Origin of the sequence: Actinoplanes sp. NPDC051859 (assembly GCF_044452725.1) — a bacterium.
GTDB lineage: Bacteria > Actinomycetota > Actinomycetes > Mycobacteriales > Micromonosporaceae > Actinoplanes.
Map to the genome: position 1 here is coordinate 13,567 of NZ_JBITBX010000024.1, position 26,447 is coordinate 40,013.

22 protein-coding genes are annotated in these 26,447 nt (G+C 70.1%); 9 read left to right on the forward strand and 13 right to left on the reverse strand.

What is annotated here, in order from left to right; translation table 11 throughout:
- Positions 1 to 64: 64 nt before the first annotated feature.
- Positions 65 to 1,987, forward strand: coding sequence for a LamG-like jellyroll fold domain-containing protein (locus tag ACIA1L_RS32230; protein ID WP_396076837.1), 1,923 nt, complete (start codon positions 65 to 67; stop codon positions 1,985 to 1,987).
- A gap of 89 nt (positions 1,988 to 2,076) precedes the next feature.
- Here ACIA1L_RS32230 and ACIA1L_RS32235 read toward each other — a convergent pair whose 3' ends face one another.
- The 12 genes from ACIA1L_RS32235 to ACIA1L_RS32290 form a co-directional block, all read right to left on the reverse strand.
- A complete protein-coding gene (locus ACIA1L_RS32235) occupies positions 2,077 to 2,643 on the reverse strand; it encodes a TOPRIM nucleotidyl transferase/hydrolase domain-containing protein (protein ID WP_396076838.1) in 567 nt (188 codons plus the stop codon).
- Positions 2,631 to 3,758 carry a hypothetical protein gene (locus ACIA1L_RS32240; protein WP_396076839.1) on the reverse strand — a complete coding sequence of 376 codons (1,128 nt, stop codon included), beginning with the start codon at positions 3,756 to 3,758 and terminating at the stop codon, positions 2,631 to 2,633. The genes ACIA1L_RS32235 and ACIA1L_RS32240 overlap by 13 nt, the downstream gene beginning before the upstream one ends.
- Positions 3,759 to 3,787: 29 nt before the next feature.
- A complete protein-coding gene (locus ACIA1L_RS32245) occupies positions 3,788 to 4,423 on the reverse strand; it encodes an HNH endonuclease family protein (RefSeq protein WP_396076840.1) in 636 nt (211 codons plus the stop codon).
- Between the two features lie 124 nt (positions 4,424 to 4,547).
- Positions 4,548 to 5,354 carry a siderophore-interacting protein gene (locus tag ACIA1L_RS32250; RefSeq protein WP_396076841.1) on the reverse strand — a complete coding sequence of 269 codons (807 nt, stop codon included), beginning with the start codon at positions 5,352 to 5,354 and terminating at the stop codon, positions 4,548 to 4,550.
- Between the two features lie 2 nt (positions 5,355 to 5,356).
- A complete protein-coding gene (locus tag ACIA1L_RS32255; RefSeq protein ID WP_396076842.1) occupies positions 5,357 to 5,914 on the reverse strand; it encodes an ECF transporter S component in 558 nt (185 codons plus the stop codon).
- Entirely contained in the window at positions 5,911 to 6,660 is a 750-nt protein-coding gene (locus ACIA1L_RS32260) for an energy-coupling factor transporter transmembrane component T (protein WP_396076843.1), read from the reverse strand. Before ACIA1L_RS32260 ends, ACIA1L_RS32255 begins: the two co-directional genes overlap by 4 nt.
- A complete protein-coding gene (locus tag ACIA1L_RS32265) occupies positions 6,657 to 8,390 on the reverse strand; it encodes an ABC transporter ATP-binding protein (protein WP_396076844.1) in 1,734 nt (577 codons plus the stop codon). The genes ACIA1L_RS32260 and ACIA1L_RS32265 overlap by 4 nt, the downstream gene beginning before the upstream one ends.
- 56 nt (positions 8,391 to 8,446) lie before the next feature.
- Complete coding sequence (locus ACIA1L_RS32270; RefSeq protein ID WP_396076845.1) at positions 8,447 to 10,219, reverse strand: ATP-binding protein; 1,773 nt, start codon at positions 10,217 to 10,219, stop codon at positions 8,447 to 8,449.
- An 89-nt stretch (positions 10,220 to 10,308) separates the two neighbouring features.
- The gene (locus ACIA1L_RS32275) at positions 10,309 to 10,830 is read right to left on the reverse strand and encodes a GAF domain-containing protein (RefSeq protein WP_396076846.1); all 522 of its coding nucleotides are present in this window, start codon (positions 10,828 to 10,830) and stop codon (positions 10,309 to 10,311) included.
- Positions 10,831 to 10,844: 14 nt separating this feature from the next.
- On the reverse strand, positions 10,845 to 11,138 hold the full coding sequence (locus tag ACIA1L_RS32280; protein ID WP_396076847.1) for a hypothetical protein: 294 nt from the start codon (positions 11,136 to 11,138) through the stop codon (positions 10,845 to 10,847).
- Positions 11,139 to 11,157: 19 nt separating this feature from the next.
- Entirely contained in the window at positions 11,158 to 12,780 is a 1,623-nt protein-coding gene (locus ACIA1L_RS32285; RefSeq protein ID WP_396076848.1) for a methyl-accepting chemotaxis protein, read from the reverse strand.
- 157 nt (positions 12,781 to 12,937) lie between these two features.
- Positions 12,938 to 14,614, reverse strand: coding sequence for a CAP domain-containing protein (locus ACIA1L_RS32290; protein ID WP_396076849.1), 1,677 nt, complete (start codon positions 14,612 to 14,614; stop codon positions 12,938 to 12,940).
- 399 nt (positions 14,615 to 15,013) lie between these two features.
- On the opposite strand from ACIA1L_RS32290, the gene ACIA1L_RS32295 reads away from it, so the two are divergent.
- Positions 15,014 to 16,162 carry a M15 family metallopeptidase gene (locus ACIA1L_RS32295; protein ID WP_396076850.1) on the forward strand — a complete coding sequence of 383 codons (1,149 nt, stop codon included), beginning with the start codon at positions 15,014 to 15,016 and terminating at the stop codon, positions 16,160 to 16,162.
- On the opposite strand, the gene ACIA1L_RS32300 is transcribed toward ACIA1L_RS32295, so the two are convergent.
- Positions 16,149 to 16,841, reverse strand: a complete 693-nt coding sequence (locus tag ACIA1L_RS32300) for a 2-phosphosulfolactate phosphatase (protein WP_396076851.1) — start codon at positions 16,839 to 16,841, stop codon at positions 16,149 to 16,151. The two genes, ACIA1L_RS32295 and ACIA1L_RS32300, sit on opposite strands and share 14 nt — an antisense overlap.
- A gap of 253 nt (positions 16,842 to 17,094) precedes the next feature.
- Here ACIA1L_RS32300 and ACIA1L_RS32305 point away from each other — a divergent pair, with 253 nt between their 5' ends.
- The 7 genes from ACIA1L_RS32305 (at position 17,095) to fahA (ending at position 26,419) form a co-directional block, all read left to right on the forward strand.
- Complete coding sequence (locus ACIA1L_RS32305) at positions 17,095 to 19,089, forward strand: PEP/pyruvate-binding domain-containing protein (RefSeq protein WP_396076853.1); 1,995 nt, start codon at positions 17,095 to 17,097, stop codon at positions 19,087 to 19,089.
- A gap of 33 nt (positions 19,090 to 19,122) precedes the next feature.
- On the forward strand, positions 19,123 to 20,391 hold the full coding sequence (locus ACIA1L_RS32310) for an MFS transporter (RefSeq protein WP_396076854.1): 1,269 nt from the start codon (positions 19,123 to 19,125) through the stop codon (positions 20,389 to 20,391).
- Positions 20,392 to 20,402: 11 nt separating this feature from the next.
- Positions 20,403 to 21,635 carry an ATP-grasp domain-containing protein gene (locus tag ACIA1L_RS32315; RefSeq protein WP_396076855.1) on the forward strand — a complete coding sequence of 411 codons (1,233 nt, stop codon included), beginning with the start codon at positions 20,403 to 20,405 and terminating at the stop codon, positions 21,633 to 21,635.
- A 229-nt stretch (positions 21,636 to 21,864) separates the two neighbouring features.
- A complete protein-coding gene (hppD, locus tag ACIA1L_RS32320; protein ID WP_396076856.1) occupies positions 21,865 to 23,070 on the forward strand; it encodes a 4-hydroxyphenylpyruvate dioxygenase in 1,206 nt (401 codons plus the stop codon).
- A 69-nt stretch (positions 23,071 to 23,139) separates the two neighbouring features.
- Positions 23,140 to 24,345: a homogentisate 1,2-dioxygenase gene (locus ACIA1L_RS32325; RefSeq protein ID WP_396076857.1), complete on the forward strand. Its 1,206-nt coding sequence runs from the start codon at positions 23,140 to 23,142 to the stop codon at positions 24,343 to 24,345.
- Positions 24,342 to 25,193, forward strand: a complete 852-nt coding sequence (locus tag ACIA1L_RS32330; RefSeq protein WP_396076858.1) for a hypothetical protein — start codon at positions 24,342 to 24,344, stop codon at positions 25,191 to 25,193. The genes ACIA1L_RS32325 and ACIA1L_RS32330 overlap by 4 nt, the downstream gene beginning before the upstream one ends.
- Positions 25,190 to 26,419: a fumarylacetoacetase gene (fahA, locus tag ACIA1L_RS32335; protein ID WP_396076859.1), complete on the forward strand. Its 1,230-nt coding sequence runs from the start codon at positions 25,190 to 25,192 to the stop codon at positions 26,417 to 26,419. The genes ACIA1L_RS32330 and fahA overlap by 4 nt, the downstream gene beginning before the upstream one ends.
- Positions 26,420 to 26,447 lie beyond the last annotated feature (28 nt).

The window sequence follows — 26,447 nt, forward strand, 5'->3', positions numbered from 1 at the left end:
GGCGACATCATGGGGGGCCGCCGTCGCCGTGGTAGCGACCCTCGGTCTGATCAAGGTGGCCGGCATGTCCGCGACATCCGCTCCCCTCGAGCCGGCCGGCGCGGTGGTGGACCCTGCCGGAGCGGCCTATCAGCTTGAATCGATCCGGGCGATGAGCTGGAACGTCTGCAACGAGGCCGGCGGGTCACGTGGCAACGATGCCTTCTGTCCGTGGCGCAACCAGCAGCAGGGCAAAGCCGAGGCGATCGCCAGCATCGCGCACACCCGTGACCTGAACGCATTGCTTCTGCAGGAGATCTGCTACCCGGAGAACGGGCAACAGACCAACAATCTGCTCACCATGGTGCTGCATGTGCTCGGCCCGGAGTGGACCTACGTCACCAAGATCGGGCAGAACTCCGGCGGGACCAGGTGCCGGGACGGCATCGACGGCACCATCGGTAGCGCCATCCTGGTCCGCGGCAAGATCAGCGAGAGCTGGGGCGTCGACCTGCTTCCGCCGTCCGACCCTCGGTTGAAGCCGATGCACTGCGCAAAGGTCGAAGGATGGGTCACCACACTGTGCAACGTGCACCTGGCGCACGACAACAGGCAGCAATATCAGGAGCAGACCGCCGTACTGGTCAGGAAGCTCGGCGCCATGGGCCACGTCCTGCTCGGCGGAGACTTCAACCATTCCTTCAGCTCCCAGAACATGCTGCAACCGCTGTACGACGGCCCCTACGCCGAATGCGATGAGCAGGCCTATGTGCCGAATGACGCCGTCAACGAAGTGACGCACTTCAACGCACCTGTGAACGGTAAGCCTGACGCACCGACCAAGCTGGACTATCTGTTCTCCACGGCCGGTTTTTCCGGCTGTGACGTGCTGACCGAGTGGGCTGACAGCCTCAATCAGTCCCCGGGTGCGGAAGACCCGAACGGCTATTCCGACCACGCGCCGGTGATCGGCTACACCCGCGGCCAGGGCATCACCTGGAACTTCACCGAGACAAGCGGAACGACGGCAGCCGACGCCTCCGGCCACGGGTACTCCGGCGTCGTCACGGGGGACGCGACATGGTCCGCCGTGCGCGGCGGGTCCATGCGGTTCGGTGGCAATGGTCGGGTCGCAGGCCCCAAAGCGCGCGGCGTCCTGGTGCCCACGCGGCGCAGCTTCACGGTGTCGGCCTGGGCCCGGGTGGCTTCCGGTGCGTCCTCCGGAACGGTGATCAGCGAACGCGGTGAGTCGACCTACGGTCTGCAACTGAGCTACAGCAAGTCCGACAGCAGCTGGCAGTTCGCCATGCCGGCCCAGGACACCGCTGGTGGCGGGGCCGTCGACCGCGTCGCCGCGCCTGCCAGAACCGGTGTCTGGACACACCTCGTCGCCATCTTCGACGCCAGCACCGCGAAGATGACCCTCCATGTCGACGGCAAACTCGCCGGCACGGCAGCACACTCGGCTCGCTGGACGGCGGACGGGTCCTTCTCCGTCGGCGCCGAAGCGCCGGACGGACCCGCCAGCGCCCTGCAGAATCCGTTCAAGGGAGACATCGACGACGTCCGCGCCTATGCCTACCCGCTCAAACCCGCCGAGCTCGCCAATCTGTACGCCGCCCAGACGGTGCGGCCCACATCTCCGACCGAGAACACGACGATTCCCGCCGCCGCCAACCCAGCCGATCCTGGCTGCCATCCCCACGGTGGGTATGGCGTCGTGCCGAGCCTGACGCCGCAGCTCGCCGTGCGCGTGGACCACCCTGATCCCACCGTGCCGGTCTGGGGCGAATTTTCGCTCTGGGACAACGACGAGAACAACAAACACGTGATCTACCTGGGCGACGCTGCTGGCGTCAGTAAACCGACCACCGGCTCCGGCGTGGTCACTGTCACCGTCCCCGCCCTGATTCCCGGTCATCTTTACGGCTGGCACGCCCGCAGCACCGATGGGGTGAACACCTCCGAGACCACGGCGGTATGCCACTTCCGCGTTCCGTCCCGGTAGCCGCCTGACGGCCGCTCACTACGGTGCCGGTAGCTCGCCTTGTTGAAGGCTTGCCACCGGCCGGTGGGTCTTTTCGCGAGCCGCGTCGGCTAGGTCACCGCCGCGAGGACCGCGTCGAGCGGCTTCGGCACGCGATCGTCGTCGAGCGCCTCGACCAGGAACCGCGCGTAGCGCAGCTTGCGCCGGGAACCGGCACCGAGGAAGCGCCGCAGCTGGTCGGGCACGGGCTGGCCCCGCCAGGCCACCTGGTTTTGCAGGGTGCGAAAGGCCTGGAGGTCGCCGTTCGCCGCGAATGCCGCCTCGACGCCCGGTACGCCGACGGCGCGGATCAGTTCGTCTTCCAGGTCAGCGACGCACACGCCGAAACCGAGGCGTCCGAGGTCGGCGTGGGTCTGGGGGGTGCCGATGCCGGCTGCGGTGAGGGCGCGGAGAAATAGGTCTGCCTCGGCGGCGTCGCAGAGTCCGGCGAGGCGCAGGCCGGCACCCCGTGGACCGAACCGGGCAATGTGGCGTGCTATCGCGTGAGCGCCACCGATCGAAAGCACCTCGACGCCGCGCGCCGCGAGGTCCTGACCGCGGCGGGCGGCGAGGGTTTCGAGGGCGATCCGGTCGCTGTCGCCTTCGACGAGGATGACGGCGGTGGTCAGACGCTCCACTCCCGGAACTGCTGCAGGAGGACGCGGGACATCGTGACTCGCTCGGCGAACGCGTGCCGGGACTCGGCGTCGTCGCGGCCGATCAGGTCGTAGCGGAACCCGTCGAATCCGCTGCGCAGCAACACCGACGTGGCGAAGCCTTCGCGGACCTCGGCGTCCACTCCCGAAACGCCTTCCTCGGCGAGCCCGCGCAGATAGGCCGGCACGATCGCCGCGCTGACCGCGGGCAGGTTGTCGGCCGGCAGCTGGCCGGCGTGGGTGAGCCCGATGAGCAGCTGACCGAGGTCGAACCCGAGCGTGTGGGGCGTACGGAAGGACAGGTCGATGACCACGAACTCGGCGCTGCCGTCGGCCGGAACCAGGAGGTTCTGCGGGCTGGCGTCGCCGTGCGGCAGGGCTTGCGGGAGGGCGTCGAGGCGGTCCAGCAGCTCTCGAATGCGCGGGCCGAGGTCGCGCAGGCCGGAGCGCAGGTCGCCGTGGTCGGCGAGCCAGGGGTGGGACCAGAGTCCGTCGTCGTGCAGGGGTGCGAGACCGCGGAACTGGACGGCTTTCTCGGCGTACATGCGCAGGGCATAACCCGGCGGGAAGGCGCTCACGGCGAGCACGTCCGGGGTCATCGACCGGGCGTTCCAGCGGCCCAGCAGGTAGCCGGCGCGGGCGAATCGCTCGGTGTCCCAGGGGGTCGGCGCTGGTGTGATGTCCTCCTGCCAGAGGACGAGCCGGTCATCGGGCAACTCGATCAGTCGGTGCAGGATCGGGCCGCGCAGCCCGTTCGGCAGCGAAGCCTGGATGCGCGGGTCCCAGAGCTCGATCTCGGTGCGCCAGGGGAACTCGGCGGCGAAGTCGTGGGCGATCGGCGGCGGCATCAGGGCGAGTCCGGGCCAGTGCCGCACGTGGTGCAGTTGCTTGACGAACATCGACCAGCCGGCGCCGTGGACCCGCCACAGCCCGCCGGTGGCCGGTGACCCGGACGCGTACGCGACGGCATCGACACGGACCTCGGACGGGCCGACCGGCGAACCGACGAGGTCGCTCAGCGCGGCCGGCACGTCGCCGGGTGCTACGCCGAGCAGGCTCGGCAGGACGTCCGAAGGGGGAGCGGGAGCCGCTGACATCGGGTCAGGCTACCGCCGCCGGCGCTGGATCAGGTGCAGGTGTTCAGCGCGCCCTGCAAAGCGGACTTCTCGGTGGACTGCAGGGTGAGCGACCAGGAGGACTTCACCGCGATCCACATTTTGGCGTAGGTGCACCGGTAGGACGTGACGGACGGCTGCCAGGTCGACGGGTCCTGGTCGCCCTTGGCCTGGTTGACGTTGTCGGTGACCGCGATGAGCTGGGGGCGGGTGAGGTCGTTGGCGAAGCTCTGCCGCTTGCTGGTGGTCCAGCTGCTAGCGCCGGAGCGCCAGGCCTCGGCCAGTGGGACCAGGTGGTCGATATCGACGTCGGACGCGGCGGTCCAGGTGGCACCGTCGTACGGGGAGTACCAGCTACCGGAGGTGGCAGCGCACGACGAGTTGGTGACCACGTTGCGGCCGTAGCGCATCAGGACGGTCTCCCGGGTGTTGCAGCTGCCGCTGACGGTGCTCCAGTGCGGGAACAGGTCGCGGGAGTAACCACTCATGGAGCCCTGCGCGGCCACGGTGAGGGCGTTGAGCTGGGCCTGGGCGGTTGCCTTGCTGGGAATACCGGGCGGTGTGGCGGATGCCGCGGTGGCGGTGCCCACGATGAAAGTTGCGGTGGCGGTCAGGACGGCGGCGACGCGGCAAGCGGTACGGGGCATGACCGGGCTCCCATCGAGCTCAGGTGGCACCGGGCGGTGCCACCTGAGATATAGATGGATGTCATGGTATCCGGAGTGTTGCTTTTGTTAACTCCAGATGACGGCCAGCGGAACCGTTGCCAGGTCAGCCCTGGGAGTGGCCGTACCGCCAATATCCGATGAAGTCGAGGTTCTGCTTGGGTATCTGGCGTTCCTCGACCAGGAACCGGCGGCCACCCGTCGCAAGCGAGGACTCACCCGCCAAGAACGCGTACACCGGGGTGACCGGCAGGTCCGCGGCCTTGAGCGCGGCCAGCGCGGCGCGCCCCGGCACGTGCTCGTCCGGGCCGCGGACAATCCAGCGCAGGTCGATGCCGGCCGGCACCCGGAACTCCTGCTTGTCCGCCTCCGACGGCACCTCCACGATGGCAATGCCCTGGGCGTCGTCCGGCAACGAACCGCAGATTCCGGCCACCGCGGGCAGCCCGGTCTCGTCGGTCACCAGCAGCGTCCAGTTGTGCGGGTGCCGCGGGTTGTAGCCGCAGCCTTGATCCAGCAGGCCCACCTGGTCACCAGCCTTGGCGGTCAGCGCGAACGCCGCCGCCGGGCCCGCCGAGCCGTCCTCCTCGGTGTGCACGACGAAGTCGATGTCGAGCTCGTGGGTGTCCGGCCGGAACGCGCGCACCGTGTAGTTGCGCACCCACGGCCGCCGGGCCTTCGGTGTGGTCAGGTACTGCGCGTACCAGAGGTTCGACGTGCGGGTGGGCAGCCGCAGGTGCTCCTGGCCCTCGCGGGGCAGGAACAGGCGGAACCACTGGTCATAGCCCTGTGGCGTGAAGCCCTCAGCGCTGACCGTCACCCGGATCACGTTCGGTGTGACCCGGGCGGTGCGCTGCACCTCCACCAGGAGAACCTGCGGATTTACCGGCTTGCGGAGCTTGTAGTTGCCCACGGTCAGGCTCCCATCGAAGGTGTGCGGACCAGGCCGCGGGTGACGCCGGTCTTCGCGACCCGACGGGCGAGGACCAGGCCGGCCCAGGTCGCCAGCGCCGAGCTGCCCAGCATGAGGACGTAGAACAACACTTGGACGGCGAAGGCCGTCTTGGACATCTCGAAAGCGACGTACGCCGTCCACGCGTAGATCGCCGTGAACACCGTCGTGGTCAGGTAGAAGAGCCACGACCGCCAGATGCGGTACCAGGTGACGAGGAAGCCGAGCTCGACCGCCACGCCGACCATCAGCGTCGTCACCACCGCAGTCGGGCCGTACGGGGTGAGCGGCACGTTGATCAGGCCGGCGATGAGCATGGTGAGCACGCCCGCACCGGGGCGGCGCAGGACCGCGAGACCCAGGACCGGGCCGATGATCCAAAAACCGATCATGCCCGCGTAGACGATGGGGACGGTCGTGGCGAGGACCGCGCTGGCGTGGTTGGCGGGCACCAGCAGGACGCCGCTCGCCGCGCCGATTGCCGCGCAGGTCATGAGGAACCGGGTGGTGAGGGACTTCATGCGAAAACTCCGTAGGTGAAGCACCAGAAAGCGAGGATCAGAACGACGTCGCGGACCCGGAACCGCACGAGGTACCGCTCGGTCCGGGTGGGGAAGGCGCCGAACGCCCGGGACTCCATGGCCAGCGAGACCCGCTCGGCATGCCGGATGCCGCCGGCCAGCAGCGGCACCGCGTAACCGCCGGAGCGGCGCAGGGCGGCGATCGGGCCACGGCCGCCGGACAGTCCGCGGACCCGGTGGGCGCTGCGGATGACCTCCAGCTCGTGACTGAAGCGCGGCACGAACCGGAACGCGGCCAGGGCCGCATAGCCGATCCGGTACGGCACCCGGAGTTGGCGGATCATCGCCCGCACCAGGTCCGGGCCGGTCGTGGTGAGGCCGCCGACCAGCGCCAGTAACAGCACCGCGACCATCCGGAGCGCCGTGGACAGGCCGGTCTCCACCGCCCCCGTCCACAGCTCGAACGGGCCCAGATCGGCGAGCAACCGGGTATGCGAGACCTGGGCCGGATCGGTCCAGACGCCGAAGGAGACGCTCATGACGGCGAGAATGGCGGGGATGCCGCACAGCAGCCAGGCCAACGTCCGGCGGTTCGGTCGGGCGGCGAGGAGAATCAGCGTCAGGGCTGCCGCGGCGACGATGGCCGGCGTGCGCACGTCCCGGGTGCCGATCACCAGGATCATCAACGGCAGCGGCCCGAAGAGCTTGGCGAGCGGGTTGTAGGTCCGCAGATCGGCGAGGCTCATCCGGCGTCCACCGCGGCAGGTGCGGGCAGATCGGCGAGGCGGGTCACCGTACGCCACGACGGGTGGTTGACCAGCGCCCGGGTGGCCCGGGCGACCGGCGGTGGGCGCAATCCGGGCAGCTCGCGGCTGAATACCTCGGCGGGCGTACCGTCGGCGGCGATCCGGCCCTCGGCGAGCACCACCACCCGGGTCGCGTGCTCGGCCACGAGCTGCATGTCGTGGCTGACCACGATGACCGTCGCACCCTCGGCGTGCAGGCCGGTGAGCAGGTCGAGCAACTCAACAGCGCGTTCGCGGTCCTGGCCGAAGGTGGGTTCGTCCAACACCAGGATTTTCGGGCGGGCGATGACAGCCGTACCGACCGAGAGCCGGCGCTTCTGGCCGCCCGACAGGAGGAACGGGTGCAAGGCGCGCAGGTGGTCGAGTCCGAAACGGACGAGCATCTCGTCGACCCGCGCCCGCACCTCGTCGGCGGGCAGGTCGAGCAGCCGCAGGCCGAGGGCCAGCTCCTCGTCCACCCGGCCGGTGACGAACTGGTGCTCGGGGTTCTGGAAGACGAATCCGATCCGCCGAGTCAGCTCCCGGGCGTCGGCGCGGGCCAGGTCGAGTCCGGCGACGGTGACCGTGCCGCGCGGCGGGCGGACCACGCCCGCGACGGCCTGCGCCAGGGTCGTCTTCCCGGCCCCGTTGGCGCCGACGACGGCGACGAACTCGCCCTGGCCGATGCGCAGGCTGACGTCGTGCAGCACCGGCGATCCGCCGCGAACGACGGTGAGGCGCTCCACGACGAGCGCCGGATCGCCGGCGGGACGGGGAGCCGCTTCCGTCGTTGACCGGTGCGGTAGCTCAGGCTGGGCGTCCAACGCGGCGGCCAGCTCGGCCGGGGTCAGCGGCAGGGGTTCCAGCGGGACCCCGCCGGCCCGCAGCCGGACGCCGGCGAGAGCGCTGACCGGCAGCCACACACCCAGGCCGAGCAGCAGGTCGCAGTGCCGGGCCAGGGTCTCCCGGGCCGGTCCGTCGAGGAGCACCCGGCCGGCACGGTCCAGCACGACCACCCGACTGACCAGGTCGATGGCCGTGTCCAGGCTGTGCTCCACGAGCAGAATGCCCCGGTCGCCGGCGGCCACGATCTCGCGCAGGACGGCGTAGACCTCCTCGACGCCGGCCGGGTCGAGGTTCGCCGTCGGTTCGTCCAGCACGAGCAGCGGGGAGCGCATCGCGAGGGCGCAGGCGATCGCGAGTCGTTGCCGGCCGCCGCCGGAGAGTCGGTCCGGGTCGTCGGCGCGGCGGTCCCACAGGCCGGTACGCCGCAGTGCCTCCTCGGCCCGGGCAGCGATCTCGGTCACCGGCAGACCGAGGTTCTCCGGGCCGAAGCAGACCTCGTCCAGCACGGTCGCCGTGACGATCTGCGCGTCCGGGTCCTGGAAGACCATGGCTACGTCGCGGGACAGCTCGGGAACCCGATGCGCACGGGTGTCCTTGCCACCGACTTCCACGGTGCCCGCCAGCTCGGCGCCGACAATGTGCGGGATCAGGCCGTTCGTGGTCAGGGCGAGCGTCGACTTGCCGCAGCCGGAGGGGCCGAGCAGCAGGATGGCCTCGCCGGGCCGGATCGCGAAGCTCACCCCGGACGGGGTCGCCGGCCGCTCGGCGCCCGGATTTTCCTCGTCGGAGTGCACGACGCCGACCTCGCACAGGGCGAGCAGCGGGGGATGACCTTGGTCGAGCACGCGGTTATGTTAGGCGAACCTAAATTTATCGCAATGGGTACCCCGGAGAGCAGTGGTCACGCGGGCAACGTGAACCAGAACCGGCTGCCGCCACCAGGGTTGCCGTCCACGCCGACGGTGCCGCCGTGCCGTTCGATGATGCGCTGCACGATCGCCAGACCCAGTCCGGTCCCGGGAAAGTCCTCGCTGCCCGCGGCCCGGATGAACGCGTGGAAGACCTCGGCCCGCTGGTCCTCCGGGATGCCGATGCCCCGGTCGGCGACCTCGATGCGGTGCCAGGCCGGCGCCGCCATGTCCTCACCGAGCGTCACTTCCAGGGTGGCGCCGATGCTGATCTCGGCGGCCCGCTCCGGCGGCGTGTACTTGATGGCGTTGCCGATCAGGTTGTCGAGGACCTGACGAATCTGGCTTTCGTCGCCCCGTACGGTCGGCAGGCTCGCATGGTTGACCTGTGCACCCGACGATGTGCCGTCGAGGCGTTCCGTGAGGATGCTGTCGACCAGCAGATTCAGGTCGACGTCGTCGTGTCGCAGCACGGTGTGGTCCGCTGTCGCGTACGCGAGCAGGTCGTCGATCAGCATTCGCATCCGGTCGGCGCTCTTGCGTAGACGGGCCAGGTTGTCGCGCTGGTAGGCCGAGAGCGAACCGTCATCCTCGTCGGCGATCAGCTCGGCATAGCCCAGCACGTTGGCCAGCGGGCTGCGTAGGTCGTGGGCCACCACCCCGGCGAAGCCGGTCAGTTCCTCTTCGCGTTTGCGTAACTGCAGCTCGACCGACTCGCGCCGGGCGATGTCGTACCGCAACTCGAGGGTGGCCTGATCGACCCGGCGCAGCGCCCGGTCGCGCGAGGTCACCACGGTGGCGGTGAGGCTCGCCAGCAGCAGGGTGAGCACACTGCCGATCGCCGCCGCGCCGTGCGCCAGCCAAGCCTCGGTCGCGGGGAGCAAGGCGACGGTCGGCCGCACGGTCAGCCGCCACTGCTTCGGCGGGAACGGCAGCTCGACCGTCTTCGGCGCGATGACAGTCTCCGCCCGCGCGGGGGAGGCCCAGCTCGCGACCCGCACCGGTGTCTCGCCCGAGACGTCGGTGAACTCGATGCTGACCTGGTCGCCGCCGATGAGGCCAGGCGCCGGGCCGAGGAATTCGCTGCCCCGGAAGGCCATGGTGATCCAACCGAGAAACTCGCCGGCCTTGCCGTCCGTTCCAGTGGACACCACGGCCGCAGCCATCACGAAGGACCGGTCGATGCCGTCCGCCGAGGGGTAGGTGCTGCTGGTCACCACGCCACCGTCGGCTCGGGCGCTCTGCAAGGCCGTCACGATGTCGGTCGTCGGCAGGAGGTCGTCGCCGATCTCGGCCGACCCCCCGTCGAGCGCCCGCCCGAGGACCGGAAAGTAGTGCTCACCGTCGACATTGCCGGCGGTCAGGGTGAGCCCCGCGCTGCCCCGCGCCCGCCAGTCCGCCTGCACCACGGGCATCGTCGCGGCGGTGGCCGGTACGACGAAACTGATCTCGGTCGCGCCGGGCAGCCGGGAATTGTTGAACGGTGCGGTGATGGCCGCGAACCCGCCCGCGGTGAGGCGAGGCTGGGCACCGATCGAAGCGGACAGGTCGGCGAGCGCCACCCCGTACTGGATCAGCTCGGCCACGATGACCTTGGCGATGACGTCCTGCTTTTGAGCAAAGGCGCGTTCGCTCCAGCTCTGCGCTGTGACGCGCAGGGCGACCGTGGACAGACCCGTACCCAGTGCGCCGAGCAGCACCACCAGACCGACGACCAGCCCGGAGCGCCACCAGGGGCTGCGCGGGGCCGGCCAGCGGGGGTCCATGTTCTCGACGCTATCCGCCGAAACGCCGTTGAATGCGCATATGCCCGGTTCGGCGACCGTGCTGAGACCTCGTGGGCATGCCGGTTTCCTCAGGCAGGAGTCGCCGGCACGATGCGCTGCCGGGTGATCCGGGCGACGATCTCGCCGGCGGCGGTGCTGAGGACGGCCATGTCGGCTTCCGTGAAGTGGCGCGGCTGCGGACCCGCGGCGCAGTGGCTGCCGATGATCTCGCCGTCGGGCAACGTCAGCGGCACGCCGGCATAGGACCGCATCATGCCCGCCCGCACCGCGGGGTTGGTGGCGCAGGCGGGGTGGGCCGTGAGGTCGTCCACCACGTACGGGGCGCGGTCGACGACGACGTTCAGGCAGAGGCTGTACTCGTTGGGTGTGCCGCCGAGCGGCGTGAGGAAGTCCGCCTCGGGGCCGTTCGTGGCGAGTACGGCAGTCGCCGTGTTCAGGACGACCTGCACCGCGGTCAGCGGGATGTCGATCGTCTCCGCGCTGCGCTGGCAGATGCGGCGAAGGTCGGCGGCGAGGCCGGGGTCGAAGAGGTCGTAGCCGGCCAGCACCTGCATGCGGGCGAGGTTGGCGACGGGGTCGACGTCGGTCATGAGCGTGCTCCCGGCTATTCGGCGTCGCGGATGAGGGTGTGGGCGGCGGTGAGATGGGTGTGGGCGTTCATCCGGATGGTGAGGCTGCGCGCGCACAGCGCCATGACCGGGTCGGTGTCGGTCATCGCGGTCAGCAGTCGGGTGAGCGAGGCCTCGTCGGTTTCGTAACCGCTGAGGCCGGCCCTGGTGAGCAGCGTGCGCCACAGGTCGTCGGTCCGGTGCCCGTAGAGCTGCCGCAGCGCCGTACGGGCCTCGGCGATGTCGGGTCGCTGCAGCCGGTACGCCTGCGCCGGATCAGGAGAGCTCATGGTCACCCTGCCTTGCGGGTCAGTAGCTGAACCGGCTGACCAGCCGGTTGAGTTTGGTAGCCAGGCCGGAGAGGTCGTCGGCGGCCAGTTGGCTCGCGTGGGCGGTGTCCGAGGTGGCCGTGGTGACCTGGGCGACGCCCGCGAAGTTGGCCAGCACGTTGGTGCTGGCGGTGGCGGCCTCGCTGATCGACCGGGTCATCTCGTTGGTGGTGGCCGACTGCTGTTCGACGGCTGAGGCGATGGTGGTGCTGTAGTCGGTGATCTGCCCGATGACTTCCTCGATGCGCAGCACCGCCGTGCCGGTGGTTTCCGTACTCGTCTGGATGGCGGTGATCCGGCCGGTGATGTCCTCGGTCGCCCGCGCGGTTTCCTGGGCCAGGTCCTTGACTTCGGAGGCGACGACGGCGAAGCCCTTGCCGGCGTCGCCGGCCCTGGCGGCCTCGATGGTGGCGTTCAGGGCGAGCAGGTTGGTCTGCTCGGCGATGGCGGTGATGAGCCGCACCACGTCGCCGATCTCGGTGCTCGCCCGGCCGAGTTCGGCCAGCTCGCCGCTGGTGGCCCGGGCGATGGTCAGTGACTCGTTGGCGACGTGGGCGGCCTGGCTCGACGTGCTGGCGATCTCGCGGATGGAAGCGGTCATCTCTTCGGCGCCGGCGGCGACCGTCTGCACGCTGTCGCTGATCTGCTCGGCCGAGTCGGCGGCCAGGGACGCCTTGCCGGAGGCCTCCTGGGCGCCGGTGAACAGTTCGCCGCTCACCTTGGACAGCTGGACCGCCGCGGCGGACAGGGCGGTCGCGGTGACGGCCAGGTCGTGCACGGTGGTCTGGACGGACTCGATCGCGGAGTCGAGGTCCTGTCCCATGGTGCCGAACTCGTCGCGGGAGTCGAGGCGGACCCGCTGGGTGAGGTCGCACGCGGCAAGCCCGGCCACGATCACCGACATCTGCTTGACCCGGGCCACCAGTGCCCGGGCGATGTAGAGCCCGAAGGCCAGCGCGACCAGGACGCCGACGGCGAGCATGACGATGATGATGGTCCGGGACGACGTGAAGGCGTCGGCGGCGTTCTCCTGCTGCGTTTTCGCGAAGGCGCTCTCCTGCTTGCTGAGCGTGTCGGCGAGTTCGGCGGCCTTACTGCCGGCGGGGAGCGCCTCCGTGTCGCGAATCTGCTCGAAGGTGGCGATGTTGCCGGCGCGGCTCTCGGGCAGCAGCCGGTCGTCGCGGATCTGCTGGTACTGCTGCCAGGCGGCGGCCATCTCGTCGGCCGTGGCAGGGTTGGCCGTGTCGGCCCGGTAGGTCTGGAAGTCGCGGGCGAACGCGGCGTCGTTCTCCTTGAGCAGCGTCTCGTACTTCGTCCTCGACTCGGCCGAACGCGACACCGCGTGGTTGAGCACGTTGCGGCGGGTCTGCTCCATGTCGATCTTGAGCTGGCCGATCTGCTGGATGGGTACGACACCCAGGTCGTAGATGTCGTCCGCGGCGTGACTGAGCTGCGACATGCGGGTGATCGAGAGGACGCCGACCCCGACCGCGACGATCGCCATCAGCAGGACCGCGGTACTGACTTTGGTGGCGATCCGTCGGTCGGCCATCCAGCGGAGCAGCGGATTCCGGCGTGGCCGGCTCGGCGCGGCAGCGGTCATCGCAGGGTCAGCCCTTCACGCCGGAAAACTCGTGCGGAACAGCTCCGACCCTAGCCATGAACTGGCCTTCTTCGGGTTTAAACATAGAAACCGCCCACCCCTCCGCAGATGGCGGTCCAGGAAGGGTGGGCGGAGTAGTACGGGAGCGGGAAACCGATCAGAAGGTGGCGCCGAACTCCTGCGTCCAGAACGGCACCTGACGGCCGGAGTCGTTGCGCAGGGCCAGGCCCACACCGATGTTCTTATAACCGCACTTGAGGATGTTGGCCCGGTGCCCGGAGCTGTTCATCCAGGCCTTCATGACCGCGGCCGCGTCGGCCTGTCCGAAGGCGATGTTCTCACCGGTGAGCCGGAACTTGTAACCGGCTGCGGTGACCCGCTGGGACGGGCTCTTGCCCTGCCGGTTGGTGTGCGCGAAGAACCGGTTGCTCGCCATGTCCTGCGAGTGCGCCTTCGCCGCGCCGGCGAGGCGGCTGTCCACGGTCACCGCCGCGCAACCGGCCTTGGCCCGCTCCTGGTTCACGAGGCGGACGACCTCGTTCTCGGCCCGCTGGGTGGCGTTGCCGCCGCTGGGCTGGGTCGGGGTGGGCTTCGGCGTGCCGCCGTTGCCGGGCCTGGTGGGCTGCGGGGCCGGCGCCGGAGCGGCACCGCCGGTGGTCACCAGCTTCAGGCCCTCGGTCCGCAGGACCGGGTTGATCGGCTGGTACACCGTGTTGGCGCGGCCGCCGTTGCAGTTGCCGGAGCCGCCGGAAAGCACGCCCTGAGCCTGGTTGCCGGCGAGCAGCGAACCACCCGAGTCGCCGGGCTGGGCGCAAGCGCTGGTGACAATGAAGCCGGTGACAGCGCGCCCACTCACGCTCAGGCTGGCGTTGCGAGCGGTGATCACGCCGCAGCGAGTGCCGGTGGTCGAGCCGGTACGGCACACCGAGGCGCCCACCGGGGCTTCCTTCGAGCCGGCGATCGGCACCTGGCCGCCGTTGGTGGTGGCTACCACCGGCTTCGGCGTCCAGTTGCGGTTGACGTCGACGACCGCGTAGTCGTTGCCGCCCCGGTTGCCGAACTTGGAGCTGCGGAACGTGCCCTGCGCGTTGTTCTGGGCGACCGTGGTGGAGCCCTGCGCGCCGCAGTGGCCGGCGGTCACGAAGCCGGTGGTCACCGGGAAGCCGACCGAGCAGCGCGACGACCGGTTGATGATGAACGCGTCGCCGCCGCGGACGTCGAACATGGCGGTGAAGTCGGACTCGACGGTCTGCACCTTGACGTCGGCGCCGCCGAGGCCGGCCTTCTTGGCGAAGTCACGCGCCTTCTTCTCACTGCCGGCGCGGGCCATGACGGTGACCGTGTTGGAGCTGGGGTCGACGTACCAGCCGGAGACCTGCTTCGGTGCCTTGGCGGCCTTGCTGTCCAGGCGGCGCTGCGCGTCTTCGAGCTTGTCGGTGCTCTTCGCGACGAGCGTCGGGTCGGCACCGGCTGCGCGGATGCTCTCCACCAGCGACGGATCGGTCACGGCGACGGTCAGCTTGTTGGTGCCGGCCTTGATCCAGGCGCCGCCGTACGCGTCGCCGGTGACCGTACGCAGCGTGGACTCGAGCTCCGGTGTGATCGCCTCCGCGCCCAGCCGCTGCACGGCGTCGCCCCGGGTCAGCTGGAGGTCGCGCTGCATGGCTTCCAGCAGCGCGTCTGCCTCGCCGGCCTGCTTCGGTGCCGGTGCCTGCGCGCCGGCCGATCCCTGCGGCTTCGCGTCGGTGCCCGCGAAGGCCGGGATGGTCAGCACCGCCGCGAGTCCCGCGGCGGACACCATGGTCACCGTGGCGACGATCCGTCTCGCCTGCATGTTGCGTCCTTCCGTCTCCCCCACACCGGCGATCGCCGGTGAGCCGTCACCGCCGGTGACAGCTCCGGAAGTAACGGAGCGTCCCCTTCGGCGCGGACCCCGGTACTCTCCCGTCCTTCTCACCAGCGTGGGGCGGGGCACAGGAAGGCTTAAGAAAAGGCTTAGAGAGCGTTCAGAACCCGAGGTCGGAGACCCGAAAGGGGGAGACGTGGGTCACTGCGCCAGGCGCCGAGGGTGAGCACAAGGTCCCGGAGAGTCGCTCACGTTGGGTCACATCAGCCACGGTGGGATGGGCCTGCAACCGTTTCGCTCCGCGCTCGGCACGGGACTGCTCTTCCCGGCCAGCAGAGTCGGCCAGGACACGCCCTGACCGACCCAGGCCGAGGAGCGCCGAACCAGATGAAGTCCCGACCGCACCATCGCCCCGCCCGCAAGACTCGCCGTCCGTTCGCCACTGCCGCCGCCGTTGCCGTTGCCGCTTCGGCCCTGACCGCCACCGCAGCCCCGGCAACCGCCGCGGCCGGACCCGCCGAGCCGCCGGCCACCGCCCCCGCGGCGCCGACCGCCACGACACCGGATGCGTCCGCGACCGCCGTGCCGCAGGCCGCGAAGAAGTGGTCGTCCTTGATGTACCACAGCCTCACGCCGACGCCGGCGTACGTGCAGCTGCGCACGAAGCTCGCCACCCAGCGGACCAACCTGCGGATGTACTCCACCCGGATCACCCAGGGCCGCGCCGCGCACGCGACGGCGCTGGCCGAGCTGACCGCCGCGGTCGCTGCCGATGCCGCCGCGCGCACCGCTCAATCGGCTGCCGTGGAATCCCTGGCGACGGCCCGCAACAAGCTCACGGTGGTGACGCAGCAGCGCCCGCGTAACGCCAAGTCCGTCGCGGCGAGCCGGGATGTCGTCCTGTCCGCAGCCAAGATCGTGACGGCCCGCCGGGCGGACGCCCGTACCGCGGCGGCAACGCTGAAGACGGCGCTGGCCGCATCCTCCAGTGCTACCTCAGGGCTGGACCGGGCGGTTACCGGCTGGCGCAACACGTCGGCGGCGATCCTGACCAACCAGCAGCGGCTCATCGCCCTCGACAAGTCGGCCGAGCTGGCCGGTCAGGCCGCCGCTCTCAGCCGCAACGTCGTCGCCGAGGTCCGGACCACGTTCAAGACCGCCGACACCACCCAGGTGAACGGCGTCACCGTGCATAGAAGCGTCGCCTTCTCGTTCCGGCGCATGCTCGCCGATGCCAAGTCCGATGGCGTCGTGCTGTCCGGCGGTGGCTTCCGGACCCGTGAGCAGCAGATCCGGCTGCGCAAGGCCAACGGCTGCCCCGACGTGTGGAAGTCGCCGGCCTCGTCCTGTCGGGTCCCGACCGCGATCCCCGGCCAGTCCCTGCACGAGCTTGGCCTGGCAGTGGACATCACCGCCGACGGCCGGTCGCTCTCCGCCGACACCGCCGGCTTCCGGTGGCTGTCCGCGCACGCCGCCCGGTATGGCTTCGTCAACCTGCCGTCCGAGGCCTGGCACTGGTCCATCACCGGCGGCTGACCACCGCCCGCCGCAGGACGCTGACCCCGTCGACGTCCGCGGCGGCCATTAAATCGAACCGGTCGACGTCCAGGCACAGGTCCACGTCGTCGGTGTGCACACCGAGATGACCCCGGCTGAGGCCGGTCGCGAGGGTGTCGGCTGCGGCTGACACCCTCGCCCTTTTCCGGTACGGCGTCACGTCCGCCGCCGGGTCCACGACCAGGGCAGCGAGGTACTCCGCGCACGCTAGGTCCTCGTCCGCGGTGCCATCGTCGCCGGTGACAAGGTAGGTGACGGCGGCACCCGGGTCGGCGCGGAGCGCGCGAGCCGTCGCGCCGGCCACCACGAAACTGGCGCACAGGACGCGCCGCGCGTGCCGAGCGGCGAGGGCGCCGCGGGTTCCGGCGGTGGTCGTCTGCACGACCGTACGGCCGGTGAAGTCCAGTGCGGACACGTGGCCGGGGGAGTTGACGGTCTCGAAGCCGTCCGCGGGTGCGCCGTCCTTCAGGGCGATGGCGCCGGGGTGGCTGGCCTTCAGGGTGAGAGCATGTGCCACGTCGGCGGCCAGCAGGATGCATTCCGCGCCGCGGGCGAGGGCCCATGCGGCGGTGGTGAAGGCGCGCATGACATCGATCACTACCACCGTGTCGAGATTCTCGCCAAGGCCGGATATTCCGGCGAAACGGGGCGTAGTCATCGGGAGTTTGCCTCTCGTTCGCTGGTGCGGTGTGGATCTTCAGCGGACATTCATCCAGCTCAGCAGTGTCCTTAATTCTTCCTTAACAGAGCTAGATGCATCGATTGCTGTGGGGAGCTAGCGGAGAGCAACCACATCGATCTCTAGGGTGAGCGAAGCGGCGACATGATCTGTCTGCCGTCACCGTGATTGACGGTGCTCGTGCCGGGCAAACACCCCACACTGACCGGCCAGCCCGGAAGGATGGACGACAGTGGACACTCAGACCGCACAGGACTACCTCGCCCCGCCGGCACTCGTCGGCGAGCGGTTGACCATCGAGGCGTTCGACCAGCTAGCCGGCACTCTGTCGGGGCACCGCTTCGTCAAGGTCGTGGTGGACCGCCAGGCAGGTGTCATCCACTTCATCGACAACGAGCAGTACGCGTTCCACGGCTACTACATCGCCGAGCACATCCTGCGCATCACGCGGCAGGAGCTGGAGACCAACGTCGACCAGTACAACCACGCGTTCTACGGCGACCCGGACCGGCGGCTCTACCTGGGACTGCTGTCGCTGCACGCGCGCGAGGACGAGAACGGCACCCGGCGCTTCCTCTGCCTGGAGACCGTCGAGGTCGACACCATGTCCACCGACATGCTGCGCTGGTTCTACGCCTTCGTCGCCGAGAACATCGACCCGGGCCTGCCGCTGCTGTTCAAGCCGGCGACCCACCGGCAGGAGCAGCAGCTCACCGAGGTCCCGGCCACCGAGATGCCGCGCATCGCCGCGCACGAGATCTTCTCCGCGGCGCCGTTCGTCGCGTTGCAGCCCGGGGTGGCGCAGGGCCGGCTGCGGGCCTTCCGCGACGAGGACGCCTACCGCAAGGCCGACCCGCCGCTGCAGTGGTACGACATCATCGTGATGGACCGGGTGCCCGACGACATCCCGCGCCTGTCCGGCATCATCAACGCGCAGCACACCACGCCGCTGTCACACACCAACGTGCTGGCCGCCGGCTGGGCCGTGCCCAACGCGATCCAGCTCGACGCGTTCAGCCGGATCGACGCCGCGGGGCTGAACGGCGAGTGGGTGCGCTACGAGGTCACCGCGAGCGCCGACGCCATCGGCCTCACCCCGATCGAGCGCCCGGCCGACCTGGACCGCCCGGCCTGGGTGTCGCAGCAGGTCAGCGTCGAGCCGCCCGAGGTGCACCAGAGCCCGATCGCCGCGCTGTCCGAGATCCGCGCCGCCGACCACTACCGGTACGGCACCAAGGCCGCCAACCTCGGCGAGCTGCACCACGTCCTGCGCCACGGGTCCGAACGCCTCCTCGGCTTCTACCGGGTGCCCCGGCCGTTCCGCAAGGACCTGCTCGGCTACCTGGAGAACCTGCTTGGCGAGAGCAGCCCGGGCGGGCTGTCGCAGGCGGCGAACCGGCTGCTGCGTGAGCTGATGTGGGTGCCGCGCGGCATCGCCCTGCCGTTCTCCCTGCAGCGGGAGTTCCTCGAGTCGTCGCCGGCCATCCAGCAGACCATCGGCAAACTGAAGATGGCCCTCGAGCTCGACGCGCGCGAGGTGGAGCCGCTCTGCCTCGAGTTGCAGCGCCTGGTCCGCCGCACCCGGGTCCCCGAGTCCATCCGGTCCCGGGTTGACGACGCGCTGGTGTCCCACCTGGGCGGCGTGGCGAGCTTCGTGGTGCGCAGCTCGTCGAACGCGGAGGACCTGGCCGGGTTCTCGGCGGCCGGCATCTACGAGTCGGTCAACCATGTCACCACCGCCGACCACGTGATGGACAGCCTCAAGACGGTGTGGGCGTCCCTGCTGTCGCCGCGCAGCGTCCGGCTCCGGCAGCAGGCGGGCATCTCCCTGGACGACTCCTACATGGGCGTGGTGATCCAGGAGGAAGTCGCCAACACCATGGGCGGTGTCATGGTGACCACGAACCCGCTGGCTCCCGCGGACTTCCGCAACGTGTACCTCAACGTCTCGACCCGGTCCGTGGTGGACGTGGTGGCGGGGTCTCACGCGCCGATGCAGTACCTGTTCAACACCGTGGAAGGCGGCGGCCGCACGGTGTCGCTGGGCGATGCCGAGCAGGACCTGCCCGAGGCCGGTCGCGCGCGGCTGCAACGCCTCGCCGTGGCCGGGCGGCTGCTGCAGGCGCATTTCTCGCCCGACTACACCTTCTCGGCGCCGGTCGACATCGAGTGGGTCGCCGACGACGACCGCATCGCGATCGTGCAGCTGCGCCCGTACTCGGCCTGACCCGGCCCTGACTTGCACCGCAGGAGCATTTGCATGTCCGCCGTTGGCACCACCATGCCCGCTGAGGCCCAGGCGAAGCCGTCCCGTAAGGCGCCGGAGCACGTCCGCCGGATCGTCTGGATCCACTACGGCTTCCAGTTCTTCTTCGGCCTGCTCGTCTGGGTGCCGGTCTTCTACACGTACCAAAAGGTCGTCGGCCTCGACGACCGGCAGATCTTCGGCATCCAGAGCATCTACTACATCGCGTTCTGTCTGTTCGAGATCCCGACCGGGCTGCTCGCCGACCGGCTGGGCTTGCGCCGCAGCATGATCGGCGGCGCGGCGGTGCTGCTGGTAGCCAACCTGGTGCCGATCGCCGAGCCCAGCTATGGCGGTTTCCTCGCGCACTGGCTGCTCATCGCGCTGGCCCGGTCGCTGGTTTCCGGTGCGGCGAGTGCGTACCTCTACGAGTACCTGCAACGCCACGACGCAGGCTGGTTCTACCAGCGCGCCGAAGGCAATGCCCGGGCCTACAGCCTGGTCGGCAAGATCGTGTGTTGGCCGGCCGCCGGTGTGCTGATGGCCTGGCTGCCGGCCAGTGTCTACTGGCTGACCGCGCTCAACGCCGTCGTCGCCCTGCTGCTCGCGCTGCGCCTGCCGGCGCTGCTCGGCGCCGACCCGGAGCATTCCGAGGCCACCGGAAAGCAGGCCTCCACTTTGCGTACGGTGGGCGGCGCAGCCCGATTCCTGCGCCGCAAGCCGCTGCTGGTGCTGATCATGCTGCAGGGCATCGCGGTCTTCACGCTGTCACGCATCCTGCAGGTCAACCTGTTCCAGCCGATCCTGACCGCCAAGGACACGCCGGTCGTATGGCACGGCACCGTCCTCGCCGCGATGACCCTGTTCGAGGTGGCCGGGGCGACGCTCAGCCACCGCGTCCGGCGCTTCACCGGCGACCTTGCTGCCGTGTCGGTCCTCACGGTCCTCATGGCGGCCAGCCTCGCCCTGGTGGTGCCCGCGCCTGGTGTTTTCACCGTGGTCTGCCTGTGCGCGTTCTCGCTCGTTGCCGGGCTGGTCTACCCGGTGCAGCGGAAGCTGCTCAACGAGGCGATCACCGAGTCCCGCTTCCGCGCCACCCTGCTGTCCTTCGAGTCCCTCATCGACCGCGCCGTGTGCGCCGGCGTCGCGCTGGCCCTCGGATCGTTCCTCGCCACCGGCCGCCTGCAGACGTTCCTGTTGCTGTCGGCGGGCGCCGCAGTCGTTCTCATCCTGGTGCTGGCGCCGCTGTCCGCGTACGTCTCCCGGCGCCACGCCGCGACCTAGGAGGTCCCACCATGCTCGTCTTCGTCGAAGCCGGCATCGCCGGCACCGGTCTGTCCGCCCTCGCCTGGGCCGTCGAGCACGGTATCGACGTCGGGCTCGTCAGCACCGATCCCGATCGGTACGCCGCCGCCCCGGCCGGTGACCTGTTGCCAACGCTTGCCGACCGCGGCCGGATCTTCCGCAGCGCCGACACCGACACCGAGGCGCTCGACGCCGGTCTGGCCGACTGGGTCCGCGCCAGCGATACCCCGCACGGCGTCGTCAGCATCGGCGACCGCAACCTGCCGTTCGCGGCGGCGCTGGCGAACGAGCTCGGCGTCCCCTTCCACCCGGCCGAGGCCATCGCCGTGCTGCGCGACAAGCGCCTCGCCCGGGAGCACTACGCGGCGTTGGACATCCGGTCGCCGCGCTGGGCGGCGGTGCACGACGTCTCGGACGCCCTCGCACTGTTCGCCACGGTCGGCGGGCCGATCGTGCTGAAGAACGTCAAGGGTTCCGGCAGCCTCGACGTGCTGCTGTGCCGGACCGAGGAAGAGGTACGCGCACACCACGCGACGCTGATCGCCCCCGGGCGCTACCTCGGCGGCGAGCTGATGGCCGAGGAGTTCGTGACCGGGCCGCTCTACAGCGTGGAGACCGTCGTCGACAACGGCCGGTGCGTCACGCTGGGCATCACCGACCGGCAGCTCGGGCCGCGGCCGCACTTCTGCGAGGTGTCGTACACGTTCCCGGCCGCGGTGCCGCACGCCGACGCCGACGAGATGGTCGGGGCGGTCGAGGCGTGCGCCAAGCATTTCGAGTTGACCCAGGGCTTCCTGCACTCCGAGTTCATCCTGACGCCCGAGGGGCCGGTCCTGGTGGAGGTCAACGCCCGGCTCGGCGGCGGCCTGCTGGCGCTGATGATGGACGACTGCCTGACCGTCTCGTGCTGGGAGCTGTTGTGCCGCAGCGCCCTCGGTGAACGGCTGCCGGACGTGGCGCCCACCGGTCAGTACGCCAGCACCGTCACGGTCTACCCGGCCGAGATCGGCATCGTCACGGACCTGCCGGATCGCGCGGCGATCGAGGAATCGCCGTTCGTGACCAGTGTGGTGTGGTCTGCCGGCATCGGCGACGAGGTGTATCCGCCGCGCGACCATCGGGGGGCGATCTGCCAGATCCGCACCCGGGCGGGCAGCGCGAGCCTGTCCTACAACGCTGCCCTGGCCGCCGCCCGCGACGTCCGGGTCACCCTCGCTTCCTGAGCCGGGCCGTTTCCCCGGTATCGGCATGCCCGCCCGGCCGGACGCGCGACCATACGGAGGTGGGCGGCTCGGCGAGTGAGCCCACGTGCTGAGCAGATTGTGCAGCATGACCCCGGTCCGGCCGGTCACTCTGAACAATCTGCTCGCCGCAGAATGCGCTTGTTGTGCAGCCGGGCCGCATTCACCAAGCTAGGTGGCATCCGCCGACGACCAGGTGAAGGAGACCGGCATGTCCGTGCACGACACGCTCACCAACGAGGAGCGGCTCGCGGAGCTCGACCTCGACACCCTCAAGCAGCTCGTCGGGCTCGTCGAGTACGACTCCGGCAGCGACCCGTTCCCGGTCACCGGGTGGGACGCGGTCGTGTGGGCGGTCGGCAACGCGACGCAGACCTCGCACTTCTTCCAGTCCGCGTTCGGCATGGAGCTGGTGGCCTACTCCGGCCCCGAGACCGGTAACCGCGACCACGTGTCGTTCGTGCTCAAGAGCGGCGCGGTCCGGTTCGTCATCAACGGCGGCGTGCAGCCGGACAGCCCGGTCATCGCCCACCACGCCAAGCACGGCGACGGCCTCACCGACATCGCCCTCGAGGTGCCCGACGTCGACAAGTGCGTCGAGCACGCCCGGTCGACCGGCGCCACCGTCCTGGTCGAGCCGCACGACGTCACCGACGAGCACGGCACCGTCCGGATGGCCGCCATCGCCGCGTACGGCGACACCCGGCACACCCTGGTCAACCGGGCCCGCTACACCGGCCCGTACCTGCCCGGTTACGTCGCCCGCACCTCGTCGTTCGTCAAGCGCGAGGGTGCCCCGAAGCGGGTCTTCCAGGCGCTGGACCACGTCGTCGGCAACGTCGAGCTGGGTGCCATGGACGAGTGGGTCGAGTTCTACAACCGGGTCATGGGCTTCACCAACATGGCCGAGTTCGTCGGCGACGACATCGCCACCGACTACTCCGCGCTGATGTCGAAGGTGGTCGCCTCGGGCAACCACCGGGTCAAATTCCCGCTGAACGAGCCCGCCATGGGCAAGAAGAAGTCGCAGATCGACGAGTACCTCGAGTTCTACGGCGGCCCCGGCGCCCAGCACCTCGCGCTCGCCACCAACGACATCCTGCGCACCGTCGACGTGCTGCGCGGCGAGGGCATCGAGTTCCTCGACACCCCGGCCTCCTACTACGAGGACCCGGAGCTGCGCGCCCGGATCGGTGAGGTCCGCGTACCCATCGAGGAGCTGCAGAAGCGCGGCATCCTGGTGGACCGCGACGAGGACGGCTACCTGCTGCAGATCTTCACCAAGCCGACTGGCGACCGCCCCACGGTGTTCTTCGAGTTCATCGAGCGGCACGGATCGCTCGGCTTCGGCAAGGGCAACTTCAAGGCGCTCTTCGAGGCCATCGAGCGCGAGCAGGAGCGGCGCGGTAACTTCTGATCGGCGACCCGGGGCGGCCTCGCGCCGCCCCGGCACCGGCGGCAACCGATCGGGCGAACGGAGTCACGGATGGCGCACTACCAGCGGTCCGGCAGCATCCCACCGAAGCGGCACACCCAGCACCGCGATCCCGGCGGCAAGCTCTACTACGAGGAGCTGATGGGAGAGGAGGGCTTCTCCTCCGACTCGTCGCTGCTCTACCACCGGCACGTCCCGTCGGCCGTCGTCGACGCCCGGCCCTGGGACCTGCCCGACCAGAGCACGGTGTCCAATCAGCCGCTGCTGCCCCGACACCTGAAGCTGCACACGCTTTTCGGCGAGCAGGAATGGAAGTCGCGCGACGCGGTGCGCGACCGCCGGCTCGTCCTCGGCAACGCCGACGTGCGGATCTCGTACGTCGTGGCGGGTGAACCGTCCCCGCTCTACCGCAACGCCACCGGCGACGAGTGCATCTACGTCGAGGCCGGCACCGGCACCGTGGAGACCGTCTTCGGCGACCTGGAGGTCGGCTCCGGCGACTACGTGATCCTGCCCCGCGCCACCACGCACCGCTGGGTGCCGTCCGGCGACGGTCCGCTGCGCCTGTACGCCATCGAGGCCAACAGCCACATCCTCCCGCCCAAGCGGTACCTCTCGCGCTTCGGGCAGTTCCTGGAGCACTCGCCGTACTGCGAGCGCGACCTGCGGGTGCCGGACGCGCCCCGGGTGCTGGATGCCCACGATGTCGAGGTCTACATCAAGCACCGGGGCGACGGGCCGGCCGGGCTCGCCGGGACCGTGCACGTGGTGCCGGAGCACCCGTTCGACGTGGTCGGCTGGGACGGCTGCCTGTATCCGTACGTGTTCAACATCGCCGACTTCGAGCCGATCACCGGCCGGGTGCACCAGCCGCCGCCGGTGCACCAGGTCTTCGAGGGGCACAACTTCGTCATCTGCAACTTCGTGCCGCGCAAGGTGGACTACCACCCGCTGGCCGTGCCGGTGCCCTATTACCACTCCAACGTGGACAGTGACGAGGTCATGTTCTACGTCGGCGGCGATTACGAGGCCCGCAAGGGCTCCGGCATCAACGTCGGCTCGATCTCGCTGCACCCGGGCGGCCACTCGCACGGCCCGCAGCCCAGCGCCATCGAGGGCAGCCTCGGTGCGGAGCGGTTCGACGAGTTGGCTGTCATGGTGGACACCTTCCGCCCGCTCGGCCTGGGCGAGGGCGGCCGGGCCAGCGACGACGGCAAGTACGCCTGGACCTGGGCCGGCCGGGGCCCGGCTTCGTGACCCCGACCGACACCGCACCGGGCCTGTTCGACGGCCTGTTCGACGACGCGGCGGTGTTCCCGCCCGGCGACGCCCCGATGGCCGACGCCGTGCGCCTGCACCGGGAGCGCTGGGCAACCCCGCAGGCGCCGCTGCTCGGCCCCTTCATCTGTTCCTTCCCGCGCTGGGCGGAGCTGACGGGGGAGCTGACCGGCGGTGCTCCGCTGGCTGTCTCGTTGACGTTGCCGAGTGGCGCCGACCAGGTCGACGCCGCCATTGCCGAGGTGGGCGCCGAGCCGCGGGTGCGGCTGGTCGCCCTGGAGGTGCCCGCGTCCGCCGCGACGCTGAGCACCTTGATCGCCGCCCTCGACCGGTACGCGCCGCCGGGAGTGCCGACCTATGTCGAACTGCCGCTCGGTGACGTCACCCCAGCGCAGGTGGCGGCGCTTGTCGGTGCCGGCCTGCGCCTCAAGGTCCGCACCGGCGGCGTGGTGGCGTCGGCATTTCCCAGCGAGCCGGCGCTCGCCGCCGCGGTGCAGGCCGCGGTCCGGGGTGACGCCGCGTTCAAGCTCACCGCCGGCCTGCACGACCCGATCCGGCACCGGGACCCCGCCACCGGATTTGAGCACCACGGCTTCCTGAACGTTCTGGTGGCGACCTCCCGTGCGATAGACGGCGCAGACACCGAGGCGGTCGCCGCGGCTCTGGCCGACCAGGACGGTGCCCGGATCGCGGCCGCGATTGCCGGGATGGACGCCGTCACGGCCGCCCGGGTCCGCCGGCATTTCGTCAGCTTCGGCACCTGCAGCGTCGTCGAGCCGATCGACGGCCTGCGGCACCACGGACTTCTGCGAGAGGAACAGCGTTGACCGCCGCCCTTCCCACCACCTGGCTCGACATCCCGGCGGACCACCCGTTCGGCGTTGGCGCCCTGCCCTATGGCGTGTTCAGCACCGCCGCTACGCCGGAGCCGCGGGTCGGTGTGGCGATCGGTGCGCTGATCCTGGATCTGGCCGGTGCGGCGCGCGACCTGGCTCCGGATCTGGTCTCCGTGGTCAGCGGTCCCGCGCTGAACGCGCTGCTGGCGGCCGGGCCGCAGGTGTGGGCCGAGGTGCGGGCCGCGGTGACCGCCTGGCTCACCGACGACACCCACCGGCAGCGGGTGGAGCCGCATCTCGTGGCAGCCACGGACGCCAGCCTGCATGTGCCGTTCAGCGTGTCCGACTACGTGGACTTCTACGCCTCCGAACAGCACGCGACCAACCTGGGGCGGATGTTCCGGCCCGGTCAGGACCCGTTGACGCCGAACTGGAAGCACCTGCCGATCGGCTATCACGGCCGCGCCGGCACCGTCATCGCGTCCGGCACCGACGTCGTCCGGCCGCAGGGTCAGCGGCGCAGCCCGGACGGGGAGATCACCTTCGGTCCGTCGCAGCGCCTGGACATCGAGGCCGAGCTCGGCTTCGTCGTGGGGGCGCCGTCGGAGCTGGGTGTTCCCGTCGCCCACACCGCGTTCGAGCGGCATGTCTTCGGCATCTGCCTGGTGAACGACTGGTCTGCCCGGGACATCCAGGCGTGGGAATACGTCCCGTTGGGACCGTTCCTGGGCAAGTCGTTCGCCACCTCGGTCTCGCCCTGGGTGCTGCCGCTGGCCGCCCTGGAGGCGGCTCGGGTCGCGCCGCCGGAGCGGACCGTGCCGCTGCTGCCGTACCTGGACGACGCGGAGACGCCGCCGTGGGGTCTCGACATCCGCCTCGAGGTGCGCCTCAACGGCCACCTCATCTCCAGTCCACGGTTCGCGAGCATGTACTGGACCGGCGCCCAGATGATGGCGCACATGACCGCCAACGGCGCTTCGCTGCGGACCGGCGACCTGTACGCCTCCGGCACGATCAGCGGCGCGGAGGCCGATGAGCGTGGCTCGCTGATCGAGCTGTCCTGGGGCGGTCAGGAGCCGCTGAAGCTGGGCGACGGATCCACCCGCACGTTCCTGGAGGACGGCGACGAGGTCGTCATTTCCGCGTCCCTGCCCGGCCCGGGCGGCAGCGTCATCGGTCTCGGCGAGGTCCGCGGCCGGATCCGACCCGCCAGCTGAGCTCGCCGACGTCCCGGCCGGTCACCGA

Bases quoted from the DNA above. Each gene is read 5' to 3' on its own strand.
- ACIA1L_RS32275 (WP_396076846.1), bottom strand. From the start codon at position 10,830: ATGACCGACGTCGACCCCGTCGCCAACCTCGCCCGCATGCAGGTGCTG.
- ACIA1L_RS32325 (WP_396076857.1), top strand. From the start codon at position 23,140: ATGGCGCACTACCAGCGGTCCGGCAGCATCCCACCGAAGCGGCACACC.
- ACIA1L_RS32315 (WP_396076855.1), top strand. From the start codon at position 20,403: ATGCTCGTCTTCGTCGAAGCCGGCATCGCCGGCACCGGTCTGTCCGCC.
- ACIA1L_RS32230 (WP_396076837.1), top strand. From the start codon at position 65: ATGTCCGCGACATCCGCTCCCCTCGAGCCGGCCGGCGCGGTGGTGGAC.
- ACIA1L_RS32255 (WP_396076842.1), bottom strand. From the start codon at position 5,914: ATGAAGTCCCTCACCACCCGGTTCCTCATGACCTGCGCGGCAATCGGC.
- ACIA1L_RS32295 (WP_396076850.1), top strand. From the start codon at position 15,014: ATGAAGTCCCGACCGCACCATCGCCCCGCCCGCAAGACTCGCCGTCCG.
- ACIA1L_RS32270 (WP_396076845.1), bottom strand. From the start codon at position 10,219: ATGGACCCCCGCTGGCCGGCCCCGCGCAGCCCCTGGTGGCGCTCCGGG.
- ACIA1L_RS32245 (WP_396076840.1), bottom strand. From the start codon at position 4,423: ATGCCCCGTACCGCTTGCCGCGTCGCCGCCGTCCTGACCGCCACCGCA.
- ACIA1L_RS32300 (WP_396076851.1), bottom strand. From the start codon at position 16,841: ATGACTACGCCCCGTTTCGCCGGAATATCCGGCCTTGGCGAGAATCTC.
- ACIA1L_RS32285 (WP_396076848.1), bottom strand. From the start codon at position 12,780: ATGACCGCTGCCGCGCCGAGCCGGCCACGCCGGAATCCGCTGCTCCGC.
- ACIA1L_RS32290 (WP_396076849.1), bottom strand. From the start codon at position 14,614: ATGCAGGCGAGACGGATCGTCGCCACGGTGACCATGGTGTCCGCCGCG.
- ACIA1L_RS32280 (WP_396076847.1), bottom strand. From the start codon at position 11,138: ATGAGCTCTCCTGATCCGGCGCAGGCGTACCGGCTGCAGCGACCCGAC.
- ACIA1L_RS32260 (WP_396076843.1), bottom strand. From the start codon at position 6,660: ATGAGCCTCGCCGATCTGCGGACCTACAACCCGCTCGCCAAGCTCTTC.
- ACIA1L_RS32310 (WP_396076854.1), top strand. From the start codon at position 19,123: ATGTCCGCCGTTGGCACCACCATGCCCGCTGAGGCCCAGGCGAAGCCG.
- ACIA1L_RS32240 (WP_396076839.1), bottom strand. From the start codon at position 3,758: ATGTCAGCGGCTCCCGCTCCCCCTTCGGACGTCCTGCCGAGCCTGCTC.
- hppD (WP_396076856.1), top strand. From the start codon at position 21,865: ATGTCCGTGCACGACACGCTCACCAACGAGGAGCGGCTCGCGGAGCTC.